At 65.2% G+C, this 20,292-nt stretch carries 17 protein-coding genes; 13 read left to right on the top strand and 4 right to left on the bottom strand.

All coding sequences use genetic code 11. The features are described 5' to 3' along the window. Positions 1 to 16: 16 nt before the first annotated feature. A complete protein-coding gene (locus L284_RS35860) occupies positions 17 to 1,291 on the bottom strand; it encodes an MFS transporter (RefSeq protein ID WP_021234146.1) in 1,275 nt (424 codons plus the stop codon). 190 nt (positions 1,292 to 1,481) lie between these two features. Between L284_RS35860 and L284_RS35855 the strand changes: the two genes are divergently transcribed. After that, on the top strand, positions 1,482 to 3,221 hold the full coding sequence (locus tag L284_RS35855; RefSeq protein WP_021234145.1) for a DUF4153 domain-containing protein: 1,740 nt from the start codon (positions 1,482 to 1,484) through the stop codon (positions 3,219 to 3,221). 18 nt (positions 3,222 to 3,239) lie between these two features. On the opposite strand, the gene L284_RS35850 is transcribed toward L284_RS35855, so the two are convergent. Then, the gene (locus tag L284_RS35850) at positions 3,240 to 4,052 is read right to left on the bottom strand and encodes an alpha/beta fold hydrolase (RefSeq protein ID WP_021234144.1); all 813 of its coding nucleotides are present in this window, start codon (positions 4,050 to 4,052) and stop codon (positions 3,240 to 3,242) included. A gap of 87 nt (positions 4,053 to 4,139) precedes the next feature. On the opposite strand from L284_RS35850, the gene L284_RS35845 reads away from it, so the two are divergent. The 9 genes from L284_RS35845 to tenA all read left to right on the top strand — a co-directional run bounded on the left by L284_RS35845 (position 4,140) and on the right by tenA (position 12,228). Continuing rightward, positions 4,140 to 5,036 carry a LysR family transcriptional regulator gene (locus L284_RS35845; protein ID WP_031342167.1) on the top strand — a complete coding sequence of 299 codons (897 nt, stop codon included), beginning with the start codon at positions 4,140 to 4,142 and terminating at the stop codon, positions 5,034 to 5,036. A 60-nt stretch (positions 5,037 to 5,096) separates the two neighbouring features. Then, complete coding sequence (locus L284_RS35840) at positions 5,097 to 6,941, top strand: sensor domain-containing diguanylate cyclase (protein WP_031342164.1); 1,845 nt, start codon at positions 5,097 to 5,099, stop codon at positions 6,939 to 6,941. A 109-nt stretch (positions 6,942 to 7,050) separates the two neighbouring features. After that, entirely contained in the window at positions 7,051 to 7,350 is a 300-nt protein-coding gene (locus L284_RS35835; protein ID WP_021234141.1) for a hypothetical protein, read from the top strand. Between the two features lie 19 nt (positions 7,351 to 7,369). Further along, the gene (locus tag L284_RS35830) at positions 7,370 to 8,668 is read left to right on the top strand and encodes a replication-associated recombination protein A (RefSeq protein WP_021234140.1); all 1,299 of its coding nucleotides are present in this window, start codon (positions 7,370 to 7,372) and stop codon (positions 8,666 to 8,668) included. 281 nt (positions 8,669 to 8,949) lie between these two features. Continuing rightward, entirely contained in the window at positions 8,950 to 9,579 is a 630-nt protein-coding gene (locus tag L284_RS35825) for a hypothetical protein (protein WP_235054365.1), read from the top strand. A 44-nt stretch (positions 9,580 to 9,623) separates the two neighbouring features. Next, positions 9,624 to 10,148 carry a hypothetical protein gene (locus L284_RS35820; RefSeq protein WP_021234137.1) on the top strand — a complete coding sequence of 175 codons (525 nt, stop codon included), beginning with the start codon at positions 9,624 to 9,626 and terminating at the stop codon, positions 10,146 to 10,148. Between the two features lie 84 nt (positions 10,149 to 10,232). Further along, complete coding sequence (gloA2, locus tag L284_RS35815; RefSeq protein WP_031342158.1) at positions 10,233 to 10,622, top strand: SMU1112c/YaeR family gloxylase I-like metalloprotein; 390 nt, start codon at positions 10,233 to 10,235, stop codon at positions 10,620 to 10,622. Positions 10,623 to 10,762: 140 nt separating this feature from the next. Beyond that, entirely contained in the window at positions 10,763 to 11,530 is a 768-nt protein-coding gene (locus L284_RS35810; RefSeq protein ID WP_052018394.1) for a S1/P1 nuclease, read from the top strand. Positions 11,531 to 11,565: 35 nt separating this feature from the next. Further along, entirely contained in the window at positions 11,566 to 12,228 is a 663-nt protein-coding gene (tenA, locus tag L284_RS35805) for a thiaminase II (protein ID WP_021234134.1), read from the top strand. A gap of 20 nt (positions 12,229 to 12,248) precedes the next feature. Here tenA and L284_RS35800 read toward each other — a convergent pair whose 3' ends face one another. Further along, the gene (locus tag L284_RS35800) at positions 12,249 to 13,565 is read right to left on the bottom strand and encodes an Hsp70 family protein (RefSeq protein WP_021234133.1); all 1,317 of its coding nucleotides are present in this window, start codon (positions 13,563 to 13,565) and stop codon (positions 12,249 to 12,251) included. 75 nt (positions 13,566 to 13,640) lie between these two features. Next, entirely contained in the window at positions 13,641 to 15,131 is a 1,491-nt protein-coding gene (gene glpK / locus L284_RS35795; protein ID WP_021234132.1) for a glycerol kinase GlpK, read from the bottom strand. A gap of 132 nt (positions 15,132 to 15,263) precedes the next feature. Between glpK and L284_RS35790 the strand changes: the two genes are divergently transcribed. From L284_RS35790 to L284_RS35780, 3 genes are all read left to right on the top strand, one after another. Continuing rightward, entirely contained in the window at positions 15,264 to 16,775 is a 1,512-nt protein-coding gene (locus tag L284_RS35790) for a glycerol-3-phosphate dehydrogenase (protein ID WP_031342154.1), read from the top strand. Positions 16,776 to 16,926: 151 nt separating this feature from the next. Further along, complete coding sequence (locus tag L284_RS35785) at positions 16,927 to 18,612, top strand: coiled-coil domain-containing protein (protein ID WP_021234130.1); 1,686 nt, start codon at positions 16,927 to 16,929, stop codon at positions 18,610 to 18,612. 8 nt (positions 18,613 to 18,620) lie between these two features. Further along, positions 18,621 to 20,264 (top strand): phospholipase D family protein, encoded by a 1,644-nt coding sequence (locus tag L284_RS35780; RefSeq protein WP_021234129.1) that lies wholly within the window; start codon positions 18,621 to 18,623, stop codon positions 20,262 to 20,264. Positions 20,265 to 20,292: the final 28 nt, after the last annotated feature.

Genomic DNA, 20,292 nt, shown 5'->3' with positions numbered 1-20,292 from the left:
GGCGCTCCGCCCCTCTTCAGCCCCGCCCTGTCTCGCGCGCCAGTTCCCTGCTGAAAAGGGCTACCAGCAGGGAGGCGAAACCCAGCACGCCGATTACGCCCGGTACGCTGATGCCTGCGGCAAGCAATCCGGTGACCGCCAGCACGACGGTCACCGTCACCCCCGCATTGACGATATTGTTCGCGGCGATGATCCGCGATCGCTCCTCCGGCAGGCTGTGCATTTGCAGGATCGCGTAAAGCGGCACGATGAACATGCCGCCGGAGAAGGCGACCAGGACCAGGTCGGCAAGAACGCGGGACGCGCCCGGCGAGGCCAGAAATTGCTGGAACGAGGCCGCCTGCGCCTGCACCGCGAAGTTGCTGGTCGAGAGCCACAGGTCGATCAGGCCCAGCCCCAGTCCCAGCGCGGCCAGCGGCACATACCGTGCCGAAACCTTGCCGCCGAGCAACTTGTTGACCGCCACCGAACCCAGCGCCACCGTCACCGAAAAGATGGCCAGGAAGATCGTGGCCACATCCTGCCGCGCGCTGAGCGTGCCGCTGACCAGCGGTGCGAACTCCGACACCAGCACCGCTCCGGCCGCGAAGAACCAGCTGATGCCGAGAACGGAGAGCCAGACGCTGCGCACCCGGCGCGCCGTGCCGAGAACCTCCATCGTGCCGCGCCAGAGGTTCCAGTCGACCGGGTGCCTGCCGCGCAGCGGCGGCGCCGGCGGAATGGCGAGCGCCGCAAGATAGCCCAGCACTGCAATGCCCATGGCGGTGAACCCTGCCGCGCGCGCCGGGATCACGCCGGCAAGAAGCTGGCCGCCCAGGATCGCGAGAAAAGTCCCCGCCTCGAACAGGCCGGTGCCGCCCATGATCTCGTGGCTCTCCAGATGCTGCGGCAGGATCGAGAACTTGACCGGTCCGAACAGAGTGGAGTGCAGACCCATCAGGAACAGGGCGATCATGAGAGCCGGGATCGAATGGAGCCAGAACCCGGCGAGCCCGATCGCCATGATCGCGATTTCCGCCAGCTTGATCCATCGGACCAGCCGCGCCTTGTCGAGACGGTCGGCCAATTGCCCGGCCAGCGCCGAGAACAGGAAATAGGGTGCGATGAACACGCCGCTGGCGATTGCCGCCAGCATCTCCGCCCGACCGGGCTGCTCCGCGAAGATGCCGAAGTTCGCCAGGAACAGCATCGCGAACTTGAGCAGGTTATCGTTGAACGCGCCCAGGAACTGGACGACGAACATCGGCGCGAACCGTCGCTTGGCCAGCAGCGAAAAGTCAGGTGCGGACATGGCAGACTCCCCCTTTCCGTCATCCGATAGCCGCATTCACCGCAAAGATCCGAAGGTTTTTCTTGCGCCATCGTGTCGCCGGCCATCAGCGCTGCCCCGCCGTTGTCTGCGCGGTCGCTTGTCGCTATCCTGCTGAGCAATGACGCTTTTTCGAGCGCTGTCTGTTGCGCGACTTTCGAGAGAACCCGCGATGCCCCCTTCCCCACCCCGCGAACCTTCGTCCGACATCGAAGCCGACGAATGGCCGCTGCGGTCCTGGGGCCTGGCACTGCTGGGCGCGCTGGTCGGCATTGCAATCCACTGGATCGTCCGTCCCGACCGGTCGCCACAAGACTTGAACATCATGCAGACGCGGGCGGCCCTGGCAACCTTCCTGGGAGTCGGATCTCTGGTGTTCGGGTTTGTCGTCGAACGCGCGCGCATCGCCTGGAGCGTGGCCGCCGCCGCGATCGGGGCGGCGGTGGTGGCGCTGACGATATACTGGAACGGACCATTCGGTGCTCGCCATGCCGAGGAACCCTGGCGAATCGTCTGCGCCGTGCTGGCCGTCGGGATCGCAGCCCCGCTGTTCCAGGCCTGGCGGGATGGCCGGACCCGCTGGCCCGATGGCAAACACTTCATTCCCTATCCGCAGGCCCATGGCCATGCCTGGACCAATGTTGTGCTCTGGTGTGCCGCCTGGGTCTTCGTGGGCGTGACCTGGGCCATGGCGCTGCTGCTGGGGCAGCTGTTCCGCCTCATCGGCATTCGCGTGCTCAGCGATCTGCTGGAAAAGGACTGGATGATCCTCCTGCTCACCGGCGCGGCGCTGGGTGCGGGCATCGGCCTGCTGCGGGACCGCGACAATATCCTGCGCCTCTTGCAGCGGGTGGTGACCACGATCCTGTCGGTCCTGGCTCCGGTGCTGGCCTTCGGTCTGGTGGCGTTCCTTGCCGCGATTCCCTTCACCGGTCTTTCGGCCTTGTGGGACGCCACGCGCTCGACGAGCCCGATCCTGCTCGGCTGTGTGATCGGAGCGCTCTGTCTGGTCAACGCCGTGATCGGCGACGAAGCCTCGCACGAAGCCCGCAACCCGGTGCTGCGCGGCAGCGTTGCGGCGCTCGGCATCGCCATGCTGCCGCTGGGCGTTATCGCCGCGATTTCGACGGGCTTGCGCATCGACCAACATGGTCTGACCCCGGATCGCCTCTGGGCAGTTGTCTTCACGGCCATAGCCTGTGCCTACGGGCTGGCGTACCTGGTGGCACTAGGCCGCTGGCGCCTGCACGCTGCCTTGCATTTGCGCGTCGCCAACCTGCGCCTTGCCGTTGGACTTTGCGGGTTGGCCCTGATCCTGTCGACGCCGCTGGTGAACTTTGGCAAACTTTCCGCGCGGGACCAGATAGCGCGGCTGAACAGCGGGCGCACTACGCTCGACACGTTCGACTGGCGCGCCTTGCGCTTCGACTTCGGCCAGGCCGGTCAGGCCGCCGTCCGGCGCCTGGCCGACAAGGGGCGCACGCCGCAGATCCGGGCTGCGGCCCAGAGGGCGCTCAAAGCCGAGAACCGCTGGGAGATCGACGCCGCGCCTTGGGAACCAAAGCGCGAGAGATTCGATGTCGCCCGTCTCGCTGTCCTGCCGCGCGGTACCCGGCTTCCTCAAGCACTCCAAGACAAGCTGAGCCAATACAACGCCTGCTCGCTCGACGGCGCCTGCACGGTGCTGCGCGAGCCGGGCAGTACAGAGGCCGTGATCGTCACAAGCTCGCAGAGCCATCGCTGGGTGCTCAGCAATGGGGTCTGGGATGCCGTACAGAGCCGTCCGCTCGTCGCTGGAAAGGATGCAGAACGCCGCGAAGCTGCGCTGAAGGCCGGCAAGGTCGAAGTGCGCGAAGTCAAGCGGCGTCAGGTGTTCGTGGACGGGCAGCCGGTGGGGGACGAATTCGAGTGATCCGCCCCCGCCCGGAGGTCAGGCAGCCTCGCGCAGCAGCCAGTTGCGCAGCAGGAAGTTGACCTGCTCGGGATGCTCCAGGGCCGCCATGTGACCGCAGGCGCCGATGAGGTGGAAGCTGGAACCCGCGATCCGCTCGTGGATCTCGCGGGCGTGGTCCGGCGGGGTGATACGGTCGCCCTCGCCCACCACGATCATCGTCGGCACATCGATGGAGTCCAGGCCGGCGAGCGAATCCGGACGCGTCATGATGGCCTGCTGCTGGCGGATGAACGCCTCGCCGCCGACGCGCGAGGCCATGGCCCGCATCTCATCCGCAACGGGTCCGACAGTATGAGCGGCATGGACCAGGTCGCCGAGCAGCCGGTGGGTGATCCCGACGAACTTGCCGCGCCGCAACGACTCGATGCCTGCCTGCCGCTGCCGGGTACGTTCCGGCGTATCGCTGCGGGCGCTGGAATTGATGAGGGCAAGGCGCGAGACGCGTTCCGGCGCACGGCGCATGATCTCAAGAGCGACATAGCCCCCCATCGACAGCCCGGCGAGCGAGAACCGCCGAGGCGCGGCAGCCAGCGTGCGTTCGGCCATGGCAGCGATGCTGTCGTCCAGGGTCAGGTCGGCAATCATCGGTGCCGCGACATCCGCCAGCGCGTGAACCTGGCCGCGCCAGAGCGACTGGTCGCAGAGCAGGCCCGGCAGGAAAACCACCGGCTCAAGTGCCGTGGCCCGCTCCGCTTCGACGCGGCTGCGCATGCCTGCGGCTGCCAAGGGCGCAGAAGCCGACGTCTTCTGCGCTACATAGTCGTTCGTTTCGATTGCCAAGCTTGCCATTTCGTATCTCCTGACGCCGAAATGGACTTGTGAACGCCATCTGTCCAATTCATGATCAATTCGATCTCGATACATTTTGGGTATGACGTGGAACTCCGGCACATTCGATATTTTCTGGCCATCGCGGAAGAAAGGCACTTCACGCGAGCAGCGCAAAAGCTGGGAATCGGGCAGCCGCCGCTGAGCCACCAGATCAAGGATCTCGAGCGCGAGATCGGCACCCCGCTGTTTCACCGCATTCCGCAAGGGGCGGAACTGACCGAAGCCGGCCGCGCCTTCGAGGATCGAGTCCGACAGATCCCGGGCTTGGTCGCTGAAGCTGTCAGCGCAGCCCAGCGCGCGGCGGCCGGTGAAACGGGAAGGATCCGCGTGGGCTTCACGGGATCGGCCGCGTTCAATCCCCGCGTACCGCAGGCGATCCGCATCTATCGGCGCCGCTTCCCCGATGTCGAACTGAGCCTGGCAGAACACAATTCGAACGGGCTCGTCGAAGGTCTCAAGAACGGAACGCTGGACGCGGCGTTTCTCCGGCCCGACGCGGTGGACAAGCAGGGCCTGCGCCTGTTCCACCTCGCCGATGAGCCCCTGATCGCCGCCCTGGCCTCGGCCCGAATGCCGCATGGTGAGCCGATCCGGCTGGAACAGCTTGCCGAGGATCCCTTCATCCTGACCCCGCGCGCTTTGGGGCCGACGCTGTTCGATGCTACTCTGGAGGCCTGCCGCCGTGCCGGGTTCGAGGCGGTGCTGGGTCAATCGGCGCCCCAGGTCGCGTCCGTTCTGGCGCTCGTCGCGGCCGAACTCGGGGTGGCGCTCGTCCCGGAATCGATGCGTGATGCCTCGTTCAAGGGCGTGACTTATCATGATCTGCAGGGCAATGCCCCCAAAGTCGCTCTGGCGCTGGCCATCCGCAGCGACGAACACGCTGCCACCGTCTCCGCATTCGTGGCCGAAGCACGCTTCCCCTCGGAACCGGAGGCAGGATAATCCACGAAGCCGCAGTTATCCGTTTACAGGACGATAACCATATTCCACTAGCCATGCGCCATGCCCCGCCCGTTCTCCAGTCGTTTTCGCCTGCCGTTGCGCGGGGCCGTTCTAACTGCAACCACCTACTTCGTCTGCGCCGCCCTCGCCTTGCAGCTGACGCGCTTCAACAGCGGCATTGCAGTCGTGTGGCTGGCCGGACCCGTACTCTTCGCGCGACTGAGCAGCACGCCCCGTCGCCGCTGGGCCGCGATCGCGCTGACGTGCGCTCCCTTCGGCCTTTGCGCATCGATCCTGTTCGGGTTTCGCGGAACCGTGGCCGTGCCGCTTTCACTGCTCTGCATAGCCGAAGCCACTGCAGCGGCCTGGCTGATACGGCGGGTACATCCGCGATTCGGGAAGTTTCGCTCCCTGCCGGAAGTGGGCTCGTTCCTGCTCGTCACTGCCATGCTGGTACCTGCGACGACGGCATTCGCGGCGGCGCTTTGCGCGCATGTCACGCAGGGCCTGCCCTATTGGCCGGCCTGGCGAGACTGGTATGCCGGCCATGCCCTGGGCTTCGCGAGTTTCGCCCCGCCCCTGCTGCTGTTCCTGCGCGGCGAGACAGGCCAGTGGATCGCCGGAGCCGATAGCCGCCGGGTCGGCGAAGCGGCCCTCCTGCTGGGTCTGGTCGCCGCCGCGTCGCTGGTGACTTTCGGGCAGAACGCCATACCCCTCGTCATCCTGCCTTTCATTCCGATGATCGCCGCCACGCTGCGCCTTGGCCGCTTCGGCGCGGTTTCCTCGATCGTCATTCTGGTTGCGATCGGCCTGACGTTCTCGCTCGCCGGGCGCGGCCCGACGACGCTGCTGAATGGCCCGATGGCGTTGAAGCTACAGGTTCTTCAGATCTACTTCGCCACCATCGTTCTGGTCATCCTGCCGCTCGCCGCCGAACTTCGCTCCCGCCGCAGCCTGGTCGAGCGATTGCATGCGGCCGAAGCGCTGCATCGCGCCGTGCTCGACCGGATGAGCGATATCGTCGTCCGCGTGAACGCCGATGGAATCGTCCGCTACGCCTCGCCCTCGGCAGTGCAAGTCACCGGCTACGAACCGGCAGAACTCGTCGGGCGATCGCTGTTCAATCTCATCCTGCCGGAAGACATGCCGCTGATTCTGGAAGCGCGCCGACGCGTCCTGGCCGCTCCCGACGAGCCTGCCATCATCGAGTACCGGACCCGGTGCAAGAACGGCGACATCGTCTGGGTGGAAAGCCACATCCGCGGCATCGTCGACGACCATGGCCGCGCCTCGGGCACAGTCAGCATCATTCGCGAGGTCACCCGGCGGCGGGAGGAACTGGCCAGCCTCACCACCCAGGCGATGACCGACCACCTCACCGGCGCTCACAACCGCCGCGCCTTCGACGAGGCACTCGCCGCCATGCTCGCTCTGCGGCCGCACGACATCGATCGAGGCGTGCCGGAAGAAGGTCTGGCCGGCTGCCTCGCCCTGTTCGATCTGGACCACTTCAAGCAGGTCAATGACGGCTACGGCCATGCGACCGGCGACGATCTGCTGGTTCGGTTCGTCTCCATCCTGCGCGGCGCCGTGCGCGACGGCGACCTTGTCGCCCGCCTGGGCGGCGAAGAGTTCGCCCTGCTGCTGAGCGGACTCAGCGTCGATCAGGCACATCTGATCTGCGAACGCATCCGCACGCGATTCGAAGAGGCTGCGGTGCGCGACCCCTTGGGAAACATCGTGCAAGCCACCGTCAGCGTCGGTATCGCGCCGCTGGTTCGCGGCCGGGAAAGCCGCGCGGTGATGGCACTGGCAGACGAAGCGCTCTACCGCGCCAAGCAGGGTGGCCGGAACCGCACGGGACTGCCCATCGTCGACGACGCGGCCGCGCGTCGCAGCGCATGATCCTTCTTCTGCCGCCCTATCGGCGCTTCGCTCTTGCGCCGAACACTCGTCGCCTGCACAATGCTGCGATGCAAAATCACTCGACTACCGAATTGGCTTCTTCACGCGCATGATCGATACCCGCCTTGCTCTCATGGAAGCGATCTCGTTTCGCCGCACCGTCAATGCCCGCTACAACGGCGGCATCATCACGCTTGCCCCGCACCTGATGTTCGAGCGTCACGGCGACCTCTTCGTCAGCGCATTGAACCTGAGCAAGGCCTGGCGCTCTCCCGAAGAACGCCGGCTCGGCCAGTTCAAGCTGGCAGGGCTGGAAGTGACCGAACTGCTCGAAGACGTCTTCGATCCCCTGCCCACCTTCGAACCCGCACCGCCCCGAGCCGACGACACCCTGCTTCTCGCGCTCTGAAGAGTAGCCGGGCACGCGAATGCCAGACTTGTTCGGCGCTGCTCCCACGACCAACATGCCTCTTGCCGCCTTGCTTCGCCCGGCTTCGCTGGATGAGGTCATCGGACAGTCGCATGTCGTCGCAGAGGGTTCGATCCTGCGGCGCAGGGTAGCTGCGGGCACGCTGGGCAGCGTGATTCTCTATGGGCCACCGGGCGTCGGCAAGACCTCGATCGCGCGTGCCGTGGGCACCATGCAGGGCAAGGCCTTCCGTCCCCTCAACGCCACCCGCGCCGGCGTGGCCGAGATCCGCAAGCTCGCCGACGAGGCACGCATGCATCCGCTGCTGATCTTCGTGGACGAAGTGCAGCGCTTCTCCGCCACCCAGACGGACGACCTGCTGGCGATCTGCGAGGATGGTATCGCCGACTTCATCGGGGCTACGACGGGCAATCCCTATCATGTCCTGACCCCGGCCCTGGTTTCGCGCTCGACCATCCTCAAACTGGAGCCGCTCTCCATCGAGGACATGGAGCAAGTGGTGCGAAGAGGCATCGAGCACCTCCACGCGGGCGGGGTCGCCATCGCCATGACGGCCGAACAGGTGCGCAGGATCGCGGGCCGCTCCGGCGGCGATGCCCGGCGGGCGTTGACGACGCTGGAAAGCCTGGCGGTGGGCCATGGCGAACAGGCCTTCGAGGTCACCGATGCCATGCTGGAGGAAGCCTACGCAGCGGCGCCCATCAATCACGACCGGTCCGGCGATGCCCATTACGATGTCGTATCGGCTTTCGTGAAATCGATGCGCGGGTCCGATCCCGATGCGACTCTCTACTGGCTCGCCCGCCTCGTCCACGGCGGCGAGGATCCCCGCTATATCGCGCGGCGGATCATGGTCCATGCCTCCGAGGATGTCGGTCTGGCGGACAACACCGCATTGCAGACGGCTGTGGCGGCGCTGCACGCCGTCGAGAAGATCGGATATCCCGAGGCGCAGATCGTTCTGGCCCATGCCGCCCTGCATGTCGCCAGAGCGCCCAAGTCGGCGTCCGCCTCGCGCGGAATATCGGCAGCGCTGCAGTTCGTTGCCGGACAGCCCCCGGTCCCAGTGCCGCTTCACTTGCGCGATGGGCACTACAAGGGCGCAGCCAAGCTGGGGCATGTCGGCTATGTCTGGCCGCACGACGATCCGCGCGGCTGGGTGGACCAGGTCTATTCGCCGATGCCCCCCGGTTCGCTTTACCGCAGCGAAGCCCGCGAAGCAGGTACGTTCGAACGGCGCGCCGACGAGCATTGGCGCAAGGTCACGGGCGGAGAGCCGCCCAGGCGCGGCGAGTAGAGGGCATCGTCCGACGCCGAGGCTACCTCGATTCTGCCGTTATCGAAGCGCGCATGGCGGCGTTGGGGCGTTCTTCTTCTCCAGCTTCGATGATCTTCGAAACGCCGATCGTCGCGATCGCCGCGATACTTCCGTTTATCCGTTCGGCGGTCCTCGTGTTTTCCTTAGAGTCCGCGTGCAGATCAAGCGACAAGGTGTTGATCGGAAATATCGTATCGTCCTAGACTTGCGACCGGCGGCACCGCTTCAGCGACTCCGCCGCGAACAGGGGATCGGACGCGATGTCTTCATTCAGATTGTCTGCGCTCATAGGGCTCACCCTGCTGTGTTCGGGCGTTGCTCTTTCGGCAGAGGCGCAAGCGCCATCGGCTGCGGCTTCCAGCGAGGTTCCCGAGGGCTTTTCCCTCGAGCCGGACGGGACCACGCTGCGCCACGACGCCAGCGGCCTCCGCTTCCCGATCGAATTCGACGGCTTCAAACGGTTGAACGAGAGGACTTACGACCCCAGCGGCGAATATGTCGCCATTGGCTATGACCGCCCGCTCGGTTCCGGCAAGGACCGGATTGTCGTGCGGATGGCCGTCGTCCATATCGACGGCATGCCGGCACGCGATCACTACATGATCATGCGGCAGGCCGCCATGGCACACTTCGCCGCCCCCTCCATCGTCTCGGAAGGCCGCGCCAGGATCCCGCACAATCGCCGGCTCGACGCCTATCGCGGCACTTTTAGCGGCTATCGGGACAACCAGCCCTGGCTGTTCAGTCTGACGACCGTGAACTACGGCTACTGGAGCGGACGCATGACAGCCGCATTTCCGGCCAGCCAGTCGGCGGAGGCGGAAAAACACCTCGGCGTACTCCTGGGCGAAGTGCGCGCGCAAAAGCCCAGGGCGCCCAAGGATAAATGAAACAACCCGTTGAAATGAGGGCTTTTGTCTTGCAGAGGGTGGTCATGAAAAGCCTGGCCCTGTTCACGACGGCGCTGTCCGCACCATCGTTAGCCACAGCGGCGACAGCCGATTTCTTCGCGGCCGCGCTTTGCGTGCCGCCCTATTCCACGGCGGTGGCCACCCGCCTCTACGAGGAAGCGGAGAGCTTCGGCAAAGCCGATACCTCCAGCCTCGGAGCCGCGATCTATCGTTTGCCGGAGCCTGTCGCGAGAGACGGGCTCAAGACCGAGGAGGTGGTCTTCGCGGGGATGTCGATCGGCGTGCTCATCGATGGTGCCAGTGCCGCGCAACTGGCCCGGCGTTTCGATCTCATACCCGAGAAAAGCTCGCTTTTCGGCGCTTCGAGCAAAGGCTTCGCAAGGGTCTTGCCGGACGATCTGCAAAGCATGAAGGACGCCGGCCTGATTTCGATCATCGCGCGGGAGGGCCCCGCCCTGGGCGGCAAGACCCTGCTCGCCTGCGAATTCGTCTCCAACGAGGACCGCCAAGCGCTGGAAGCCTATGAGGAAAGCGAATCCCGCCCCTGAGGGTTGCCCATCGCTCGTATCGTCAGCGTTTCGACAGGCGGATCGCAGAAGGACACCGGCGCTGCGCTGCGCTATAGATCTTCCATGATCGCCATTCATCATATTGCCATCATCGGTTCGGACTATCGCCGTTCGCGAGCTTTCTACCATGAAACCCTAGGACTTCCGATCATTCGGGAAGTCTACCGGGAAGAGCGTTGCTCTTGGAAGTGCGATCTCGACGCCGGTAATGCGCAGATCGAACTCTTCTCTTTCCCATCACCCCCGCCGCGCCCATCCCGGCCGGAGGCTTGCGGGCTGCGCCACCTCTCCTTCGCCGTCGTCGATCTCGACGCGGAAGTGGCGCGCCTCGCCGTCGCGGGCACGCCGTGCGAAGCTATTCGCGTCGATCCCTATACGGACAGGCGCTTCACCTTCTTCTCCGACCCCGACGGGCTCCCTCTCGAGCTCTATGAGGTTCCCGCCGAAGGATAGGCCTGGCTAAGATCTTGCAAGACTGCGGAAGAACGATCCTGCCGCAACTGGCAAGAGCGTCCGGTTGCTGTATGGAGTGCGCCATGCGCTATCCGACTCTCGCCTGTTCGCTTGCCGCCACTCTTGGCGGCGCCCTTGCCATGCCTGCTCCCGCCGCCGCCTGGGGCGCGATCGGCCACCGCATCACGGGTGCCATCGCCGACGAGAACCTGAGCGGTGTCGCCCGCGCGCAGGTCCGGTTACTGCTTGGCGAGGAGGATCTTGCCGAAGCCGCCACTTGGCCGGACGACATGAAGTCCGACCCCTCGGAGTTCTGGCAGAAGCAGGCCAGCCCGTGGCACTACGTCACCGTGCGCGAGGGCCACGCCTACAAGCCTTCCGATGCCCCCCCCGAAGGCGACGCTCTCACCGCTCTGCCGCGGTTCGCCGCGACCCTGCGCGACCCCAAGGCATCAGTGGAAGACAAGCGCCTGGCCCTGCGCTTCATCGTCCACATCATCGGCGACCTTCACCAGCCTCTCCATGCCGGCGGTGGCAACGATCGTGGCGGCAACGACGTCAAGGTCACCTGGTTCGGCAAGGAGACCAATCTCCACTCCGTGTGGGATTCGGGAATGATCGAGCAGCGCTCGCTCTCCTACTCCGAATATGCGCATTGGCTTTCGCGCAAGATCACGCCGCAGCAGGTGGTGAGCTGGAATGTGCGCGATCCGCTCGTCTGGACGGCCGAAAGCATCGCGCTGCGCAAGACGATCTATCCGGCGAACCCCAGCATCTCCTGGGACTATGCCTATCAGCACCGCGCCGAGCTGGACGATCGGCTGGAGAGGGCCGGTATCAGGATCGCGGCCTATCTCAACTGGATCTTCGATCAGGAAGGTTCCGCCCCCAGGCCTGCCGGCAAGTAACCGCCCGGCCCGCATCGAGCAAAGGACGAAGGTCCGTGAATTTCTGCACTACGATCTGGGAAGAGATCGCCCCGCTGCGCCGGGCGATCCTCTCCCATCCTTTCCTCGACGAACTGGCCGCGGGCACCCTGCCGCCGGAGACGTTCCGCCACTACATCGTGCAGGACAGTCTCTACCTCGCCGAATATGCCCGCGTCCTTGCCCTGGCCGCCGCCCGGGCGCCCACCGCAGCCGGACGCCTGGAGTTTTCCGATGGCGCCAAAGTTGCGGTTCAGGTGGAGGAAGCGCTTCACCAGGCCTTCTTCGCCCAGTTCGGCGTCACGCCCGAAATGGCGCAGCAGAGCGAAGCGACCCCCGCCTGTCTGGGCTATACCAGCTATCTGGCCAGCCTGGCCGCGACCCGCAGCTACGAGGAACTGATCGCAGGCATCCTGCCCTGTTTCTGGGTTTACTGGGAAGTCGGCTGCGACATTCGGCCGCGCGCCGCCTCGCCCAACCCCTACTCTGCCTGGATCGAGACTTACGCCGCGCCTTCCTTCGGGGAAGCGACCCGGCGGGTATGCGATCTCGTCGATGCGGCCGCAGCTCAGGCGACCCCGGCGATCCGCAGCGCCATGAACACGGCTTTTCGCAATGCCGCGCGCTATGAGTGGATGTTCTGGGATTCCGCCTATCGCCGAGAGCGATGGCCGATCTGAACGCCCTATGCGGCGCCTCTTCAGCCCGGATCGGTAGCGAGCCAGTCGTCTAGATCGGCAGACTGGCCGATGAGCGCCAGTCCATGAGCGATGGAGGTCAATTCGTCACCCGTTGCGATGCGACCTTCCCCAAAGCGGCGTTCGAACAGCACGCGAACGGCAGGGATCAGCGAGGAACCGCCGGTCAGGAAGACATGGTCGATCTCGTCGGGACGCAGGGCGGCCCCTGCCAGCGCGGCATCCACGGTCTCGCCGATGCGCTGCAGATCGGGCGCGATCCAGCTTTCGAATTCGCCGCGGCTCACTTGGGCCTCGATGGTCAGAAAGTCGCTCTCGAAACGGAATTCGCCCGCTTCGCAGCCGGAGAGCGTGCGCTTCAGGCGGCCCACGGCTTCGTAGAGCCCGAAGCCCAGTTCATGCTCGACAACCGCTATCATCCGGTCGATCGCAGCCGGATCGGTAGCGCCATGCTTCAACCGCGCCAGTTGTTCCAGAGTACGGCGGTTGCGCATCATGGCGAGACGCGACCAGTCACCGAAGTCCGCGAAGTGCCCAGGCGGGATCTCCAACACCTTGTCGAACGACTTGTACGTTCCGCCCTTGCCCAGCAGCGGCAGAACGAGATGGTCCATGATGCGGTAGTCGAAGCGATCTCCCGCGATGCCGATGCCTGCCGAGCCGAGTGGCTCGCAGCGCCGGGCGGCACCGGGGGCATTCACACGCACGATCGAGAAGTCGCTGGTGCCGCCGCCGAAGTCGGCCACAAGCAGGGTCGCGGGGTCGGCCAGGCGTGAGGCGAAGCTGAAGGCGGCGCCGATCGGTTCGTAGACGTAGTGAACGGGCCGCTCCAACCAGGCGAACATCGCATCGTAGCGCGTCCGCGCCAAAGCCTCGTCCGGGCGCGCGCCGACATAGCGCACCGGCCTTCCGACCACGATACGATCCGGCAAATGACGAAGCGCTTCGCCGGAATGGCCGACAAGATGCTCCAGGAAGATCCGACCGAGTTCCTCGAATCGCAGACGCTTTTCGAACAGAGTGGCATGTTCGAAAGCCGGGTTGGCCGCGACCGATTTGAACGACTGAAGGAAGCGTGAGCCTTGGGGGAATTCGAGAAACTCCGAGATGGCCCATGGCCCCGCTTCGTGCGCCAGCCCGCCGCGCTTTCTTTCCTCCTGCCAGAAGCACAGGGCGGATCGGAATACCGCGCTAGTACCGCTTGGTGCCGCGAAATCCACCAGATCTGCATCTCCGGTGTCGTTGGAGAGAGCGACGACGGAGTTGGTGGTGCCGAAGTCGATTCCAACGGAGCGAGGCGTGACCGTACTGGCCGACATGTCGGAAGTCCTTGAAGAGTGGAAGCGGCGGGCGCCTATCGCAGCGCCGGCCCCGTCGCGCAACCGGTTTGCGCCCTAGCGGCTCAGCGTTCGCTGCACGGCATCCTGCCAACCGGCGATGAGCCTGCCGCGCGCCGCTTCACCCATGTGCGGCGTGAAGAGCCGGCCTTGCGTCCAGGTTGCCGAAAGTGCGGCAAGGTCGGGCCATACGCCTGTCGCCAGCCCCGCATGGAAAGCCGCGCCCAATGCCGTCGTTTCGAGGTGAACCGGCCGTTCCACCGGCACCTGCAGCATATCGGCCAGAAACTGGCAGAGCCAGTCGTTCGCCGCCATGCCCCCGTCCACCCGCAGCTTCGCCAGCCCCTCGCCGCCGTCGCATGCCATGGCCCGTGCCAGGTCGGTGGTCTGATAGGCGACGGCCTCCAGCGCGGCGCGAGCGAGATGCGCCTGCGTTGCTCCGAGGGTCAATCCGAAGATCGCGCCGCGCGCGTCCGGGTCCCAGTGCGGTGCGCCAAGGCCGACGAATGCGGGAACCATATAGACGCCGTGATTGTCCGGCACTTGCGTCGCCATGCCATCGGTCTCGCTTGCATGGGCGATCACGCCGATACCGTCGCGCAGCCATTTCACGGCGGCCCCGGCCACGAAGATCGAGCCCTCCAGCGCGTAGGTCATCTTGCCGTTCAGACGGTAGGCCGGCGTGGTGAGCAGACGGCTTTCCGAAGCAAGCGCTTCGGTGCCCGTGTTGAGCAACATGAAACAACCCGTCCCGTAGGTCGACTTGGCCATGCCCGCCTCGAAACATGCCTGGCCGAACAGCGCCGCCTGCTGATCTCCGGCTACCCCGGCAAGCGGGATCTCCGCGCCGAACAGCGCCTTGCTCGTCCGGCCGAAGACATGGGCGTTGTCGTGCACCTGCGGCAGCATCTGCATCGGCACCCGGAACAGGCGGCAGAGTTCCTCGTCCCAGCGCTGCTCGCGAATGTTGTACAGCAATGTCCGGCCGGCATTGGTTACGTCCGTGGCATGGACCTGTCCACCGGTGAGCCGCCAGAGCAGGAAGCTGTCGATCGTGCCGAAGGCGAGTTCCCCGCGCTCCGCACGCTCGCGCGCACCACTTACGGTGTCCAGGATCCAGGCGAGCTTCGTGGCGGAAAAGTAGGGATCGATCAGCAGCCCGGTCCGGGCGCGGACCTCGTCCTCTGCCCCCTCGCCCTTGAGGTCGGCACAAAGCCGAGCCGTCCGCCGGTCCTGCCAGACGACTGCCTGGTGTATCGGCCGTCCGCCGTCTCGCTCCCAGACCACCACCGTCTCGCGCTGGTTGGTGATGCCGATCCCTGCAATGGCTTCCGGAGCCACGCCGCTGCGCGCGATCGCCTCGCTGGCAACCTTTACGGTATCGCGCCAGATGTCCTCGGCGTCGTGTTCCACCCAGCCAAGGTCGGGATAATGCTGCTCGAACTCGCACTGCGCCGTGGCGACCGGGCCCGCCGCATCGTCGAAGACGATCGCGCGGGTGGACGTGGTTCCTTGATCGATGGCGAGTACGTGTCGAGGCTGGGTCATGTCCGGCGCATTCCCAGGCTATTGGGCCCGCTTAGTCAAGCGCTGCCTCAACGAACAGCGGGATGGAGCGTTTGCACTTTGGGCGCGGTCGGCTACCCCTTGTTCGTGAAGAGAGAATTGCACGAGAGCCGCATGCCCCCTTCCCAGGAGGAAACCTACGATCTGCTGATCATCGGCGGCGGAGTGAACGGCGCGGGCATCGCTCGCGATGCCGCCGGGCGGGGGCTTTCGGTTCTGCTGGTGGAGCAGGACGATCTTGCCAGCCATACCTCGTCGGCTTCCACCAAGCTGATCCACGGCGGGTTGCGATATCTGGAGTATTGCGAGTTCCGCCTGGTTCGCGAAGCTTTGATCGAGCGAGAGCGGCTTCTCGCCATGGCGCCGCACATCATCTGGCCGCTCCGTTTCGTCCTGCCTCAGTCGCTGTCTCCCCGACCCGCCTGGATGGTCCGCCTGGGGCTTTTCCTTTACGATCATCTCGGCGGCCGGCAGCAACTTCCCGGAACGGAGAGCTTCGATCTTCACCGAAGTTCGTTTGGTAATGGCCTGTCGTTGAAAGGAAAAGCCTTCGTCTATTCGGACTGCGGGGTAGAGGATAGCCGTCTTGTGGTGCTGAATGCGATGGACGCGGCCGAACACGGCGCGCGGATCGAAACCCGCGCTCGCCTCGTGCAGGCGTCCAGCGAGAACGGCTATTGGGTGGCGACCATCGCCAACGAACGAGGCAATCGTCAGGTTCGCGCCAAGATGATCGTCAACGCGGCTGGTCCCTGGGTCGATACCGTGCTTCGTCAACTCGGCCGGGGGAGGGACGATAAAGGCGTTCGCCTTGTCAAAGGCAGCCATATCGTCGTCCCGCAGCTCTACCGAGGTAGACATGCCTTCCTGCTGCAAAACTCCGATAGACGGATAGTCTTTGCAATACCTTACGAAGATCATTTCACATTGATCGGAACAACCGAGGAACCGTGGACAGACGCTCCCGGCAAAGCGTCCATCAGTTCTGCTGAGATCGATTATCTCTGTGCCACCGCCAACCGCTATTTCGAACAGCAAGTCGGCCCCGAAGACCTCGTCTGGAGCTATGCGGGCATTCGTCCTCTTTACGACGACCACTCCGCCGACGCCTCGGCCGTAACGCGGGATTATGTCCTGGATTTCGACCAAGGCGACGAACAGCGGGCGCCGATCCTGTCGATCTTCGGGGGAAAGATCACGACCTTCCGCAAACTTGCCGAGCATGCAATGGTCCACGTTGCGCAGCTCTTCCCTGAAGCTGCCGTGCCCTGGACTGCGGGGACGAGGCTGCCGGGCGGAAACATACCCGGCGGCGACTTCGATGAATTTCTCGGAGAACTCTCCCAGGCCTATCCGCAGATGCCGGGCCCGCTCCTGCGCCGGCTAGCCCGCGCTTATGGCACGAGAGCCGCGAGGATTCTCGGCGACGCAAAAACGGTGGCAGACCTCGGCCGGGATTTCGGAGGGGGCCTTCATGCCAGCGAGATCGCATACCTAGTCGAAGCCGAGTGGGCCAGGAGCGCCGAGGATATTCTGTTCCGCCGCAGCAAATTGGGCCTCCATGTCTCTCCAGGCGTGGCGGAAGCGATCGACGCTTGGCTCGCAGCGGCCGGGTGCCGGGCATGAATAGCGTCTCGCCCGCCTCTTCCCCATTCCTCTCAACATTTGGGAAAATCTCGGTTCAAGATATTGATTTAGCAACGTTACGCGGCCTGAGACGGCTTGACGAGAGCATGCAGCAGCACAATCCGCCGATCGTGCCAGCCTATTCCGGCTTATGACGCGCCTTCGATCCCTGCTGCGCTGGGTACTTCGCCGGGCCATGCTCTACCTTGCTCTCGTCCTCGCCATTGCAGTCGCGCCCCTGCTTGCCCAGCAATGGCGGACGGCAGGCGATCGCGAGGCGGTCTATGTCGGGCTCCGCGAGACCGAGACGAGGTTGCGAGAAGACTTCACGCAGCTCACAAGCACCTTCGAAGAAGCGACGTCCCTGCTCGAAACGCAAAGCGCTTCAGAGCTTGATCGGCGCATTGCCGAAACGCGCCGCGATCTCGCGGAGGAACGCCGGCGTCTAGGTGAAACGCGTGGCATTCTGGCTCTCTACCGACGCGGCCCTCGCGCTTTGCTCGATGATCAACAGGGCCGCCTGCAACTCGTTCTCCTCACCCGCGAGCTCGAAAGCCTGGAAGCCGCACGCCTGCTGGTCGGCCGCCGCGATGCCCAGGTGAAGCAGCGAGAAGCGCAGACGCGGTTCAAGCAGAGCGATCGCCTGTGCCGCGAGGCGACGGAGCGGCTGCAACAGCTCGATCGGCGCTGGGCCTACCGCTGGCGCAGCTGGCTGGAAAGCGCCGAGCACAAGACCCTGGTGGCCACCCGCGACAGCCGCTGTGCCGAACGCGACGCGGCGCGCCGCAACTTGAACGCAGCTCGATATGTCCAGGGCAGCGTCGAGCAGGCTCAGGCCATCTATACCCGGTCCCGCCGCGGGCTGGCCGGTTCGCTCGATACCGCGCTTGCCGATCTCTCCCGCGAACGCGCCGAGGCGGAAACGCGGTGGACCGGAACCTTCCGCCAGAAACTCCAGCTCTGGGCCGAGGAATGGCACTTGCGCCGCCTGCTGATGAAAGCCCTTGGCGCATTTCTCCTGATCCTCGCCATGCCATATCTCATCCGCCTGCTGTTCTGGACGGTACTCGCGCCGCTAGCCGAGCGGCGCGCCGCCATCAGGATCGCGGTACCGGGCGGGCAAGGCGAGCCGGTGCCGCCCACTGAGCCCAGCAAGACCTCGGTCGCGATCCGGCTCACGGCCGAGGAAGAATTGCTGGTGCGCCAGTCCTACCTCCAGACCACCTCCCACTCGGGCGCAAAGGCGACGCAGTGGCTGCTGGACTGGCGCCATCCTCTTGCCAGTCTGGTCAGCGGACTGTCCTTTCTCACCCGCCTGCGCGGAGAGGGCGAAGTGACCACGGTTTCGGCAGTACGCGATCCCTTTGCCGAAGTGGCGATCCTGACGCTGCCGGAGGGCTGCTCCTGCGTGCTGCAACCCCGCGCGCTCGCCGCCGTGGCACAGCCGCTTGCGAAGCCTCTGCGCATCACGTCTCACTGGCGGCTCGGCTCGCTCAATGCATGGTTGACGCTGCAGCTACGCTATCTGGTGTTCCATGGCCCGTGCCGTCTCGTGATCAAGGGCGGACGCGGCGTGCGGGTGGAGAAGGCGGAGCGCGGCCGCGTGTTCGGCCAGGCGCAGCTGGTGGGGTTCTCGGCAGACCTGGCCTATTCGGTGACACGAACGGAAACGTTCTGGCCCTATTTTCTGGGCTACGAGCAGCTATTCAAGGACAAGGTGGAAGCCGGCGCAGGCGTGCTGATCGTCGAGGAAGCGCCGATGGCTTCCCTGCATGGCGAAGTGCGTCACGGTCTAGAGGGAGCCTTCGATGTCATGACCAAGGCATTGGGAATTTAGGAGCAAGGATGTTCGGCGGCGAACTCGGCAAAGTCATGTCCAAGACGGCGGGCGGCATCAAATGGGGCCTTGCCTTGGGCGTAGTGGGCGCCAGTATCGCCCTCATCCGGGCAAACCGCCTGCCGCGCCGCCATGCCCCTCGCCCCTGGCCAGCGCGCAATGGCGAAGAACCCACGCTGTCCCGTGCAGCCAGCGAGCAGGCAAAGGACAATCCCGGCCTGTCGGGCGTCCACCTCCTGACCGACGGCGTCGATGCGTTCGCCGCACGCCTGCTGCTGGCCCGGGCTGCCGAGCGGACGCTCGATCTGCAATACTACATCTGGCACGGTGATCGCACCGGCACGCTGCTGCTGGAAGCCGCCCTGGAGACGGCGCGGCGCGGTGTGCGCGTGCGGCTGCTGCTCGACGACAACGGCATCGCCGGACTGGACCGCGTACTCTCGGCGCTCAACGACCATCCCAATGTCGAGGTTCGCCTCTTCAATCCTTTTCGCATCCGCTATCCCAAAGCCATCGGTTTTCTCATGGACTTCGGCCGCCTGAACCGGCGCATGCACAACAAGAGCTTCACGGTGGACGGCGCCGTGACCATCGTCGGCGGACGCAATATCGGCGACGAGTACTTCGGTGCCGGAGACGGCGCGCTGTTCGCCGATCTCGATGTGCTGGCGATCGGGCCGGTAGCCCGCGAGGTCGAGGCCGATTTCGAGCGCTACTGGAACTGCCAGTCCGCCTATCCCGCCCGGCAGATCCTGCCGCGCGTCGGGCCGCGCCAACTCGCCAAGCTGCGCTCGCGCGCGTCGATCGTCGAGCGCGATCCTTCGGCCCGCCGCTATGTCGAGCGTCTTGGCAGTCTACCTCTCGTCCGCGAATTCAAGGCGGGAACGCTGCCCTTCGAATGGGCGCGGGTAGATCTGATCGGCGACGATCCGGCCAAGACCCTGAACGACCTCGACCGTGAGGACCTGCTGGCCGGCAAGCTTGACGGTGCGATCGGTAATCCTCGACGGGAACTGGCGATCGTCTCCGGCTATTTCGTCCCCGGCGAGCAGGGGGCAGGACAACTCTGCGCTCTCGCGCGGTCCGGGACGCGGGTCACTGTGTTGACCAACGGCTATTCGGCAACCGACGTGGCGCTGGTCCATGCCGGTTATACGCCCTGGCGCAAGCCGCTGCTGGAGGCCGGCGTGCGCCTGTTCGAGACTGCGGCGCAAGTGCGCGATGCGCCCTCGAAGAGGCAGCGCCGGAAGGGCAACCGGCTCGGTATCGCCAGCCGCCTGAGAGCGACGGGCAGCGGATCGTTCGCCGCCCTGCGTTCCGGCGCCTCGACCATCCATGCCAAGACCTTCACGGCCGATCGTGAGCGGGTTTTCGTGGGCTCGTTCAATTTCGATCCCCGGTCGCTCAAGCTGAACACGGAACTCGGGTTCGTCATTCACAGCCCGCTGATCGCCGGTCATGTCGCCGACGCCTTCGAAACGATCATCCCCGAGGCGGCCTATGCAGTTACTCTGGATGCTTGTGGCAACCTGCAATGGACGCGCGGCAGCGACGAGGATGGCGCGCCGCGTCGCCGCGAGCCCGGCATGCGCTTCATCGATCATATGCTGGTCGCGCTGGCGAGTCGGCTTCCGATCGGTTGGCTGCTCTGAAGGGAACGGTTCTGGGTATAGGCCCGCC

The organism is Novosphingobium lindaniclasticum LE124, from assembly GCF_000445125.1.
Taxonomy (GTDB): Bacteria; Pseudomonadota; Alphaproteobacteria; order Sphingomonadales; family Sphingomonadaceae; genus Novosphingobium; species Novosphingobium lindaniclasticum.
Note: the sequence above shows the minus strand (reverse complement) of the source record. Positions and strands in the feature narration are given on the sequence as shown.

Excerpts from the sequence above, each read along its gene's own strand:
- L284_RS35860 (WP_021234146.1), bottom strand. The coding sequence starts at position 1,291 with ATGTCCGCACCTGACTTTTCGCTGCTGGCCAAGCGACGGTTCGCGCCG.
- L284_RS35855 (WP_021234145.1), top strand. The coding sequence starts at position 1,482 with ATGCCCCCTTCCCCACCCCGCGAACCTTCGTCCGACATCGAAGCCGAC.
- L284_RS35850 (WP_021234144.1), bottom strand. The coding sequence starts at position 4,052 with ATGGCAAGCTTGGCAATCGAAACGAACGACTATGTAGCGCAGAAGACG.
- L284_RS35840 (WP_031342164.1), top strand. The coding sequence starts at position 5,097 with ATGCCCCGCCCGTTCTCCAGTCGTTTTCGCCTGCCGTTGCGCGGGGCC.
- L284_RS35835 (WP_021234141.1), top strand. The coding sequence starts at position 7,051 with ATGATCGATACCCGCCTTGCTCTCATGGAAGCGATCTCGTTTCGCCGC.
- L284_RS35830 (WP_021234140.1), top strand. The coding sequence starts at position 7,370 with ATGCCAGACTTGTTCGGCGCTGCTCCCACGACCAACATGCCTCTTGCC.
- L284_RS35825 (WP_235054365.1), top strand. The coding sequence starts at position 8,950 with ATGTCTTCATTCAGATTGTCTGCGCTCATAGGGCTCACCCTGCTGTGT.
- L284_RS35820 (WP_021234137.1), top strand. The coding sequence starts at position 9,624 with ATGAAAAGCCTGGCCCTGTTCACGACGGCGCTGTCCGCACCATCGTTA.
- gloA2 (WP_031342158.1), top strand. The coding sequence starts at position 10,233 with ATGATCGCCATTCATCATATTGCCATCATCGGTTCGGACTATCGCCGT.
- L284_RS35810 (WP_052018394.1), top strand. The coding sequence starts at position 10,763 with ATGCCTGCTCCCGCCGCCGCCTGGGGCGCGATCGGCCACCGCATCACG.
- L284_RS35800 (WP_021234133.1), bottom strand. The coding sequence starts at position 13,565 with ATGTCGGCCAGTACGGTCACGCCTCGCTCCGTTGGAATCGACTTCGGC.
- glpK (WP_021234132.1), bottom strand. The coding sequence starts at position 15,131 with ATGACCCAGCCTCGACACGTACTCGCCATCGATCAAGGAACCACGTCC.
- L284_RS35790 (WP_031342154.1), top strand. The coding sequence starts at position 15,264 with ATGCCCCCTTCCCAGGAGGAAACCTACGATCTGCTGATCATCGGCGGC.
- L284_RS35785 (WP_021234130.1), top strand. The coding sequence starts at position 16,927 with ATGACGCGCCTTCGATCCCTGCTGCGCTGGGTACTTCGCCGGGCCATG.
- L284_RS35780 (WP_021234129.1), top strand. The coding sequence starts at position 18,621 with ATGTTCGGCGGCGAACTCGGCAAAGTCATGTCCAAGACGGCGGGCGGC.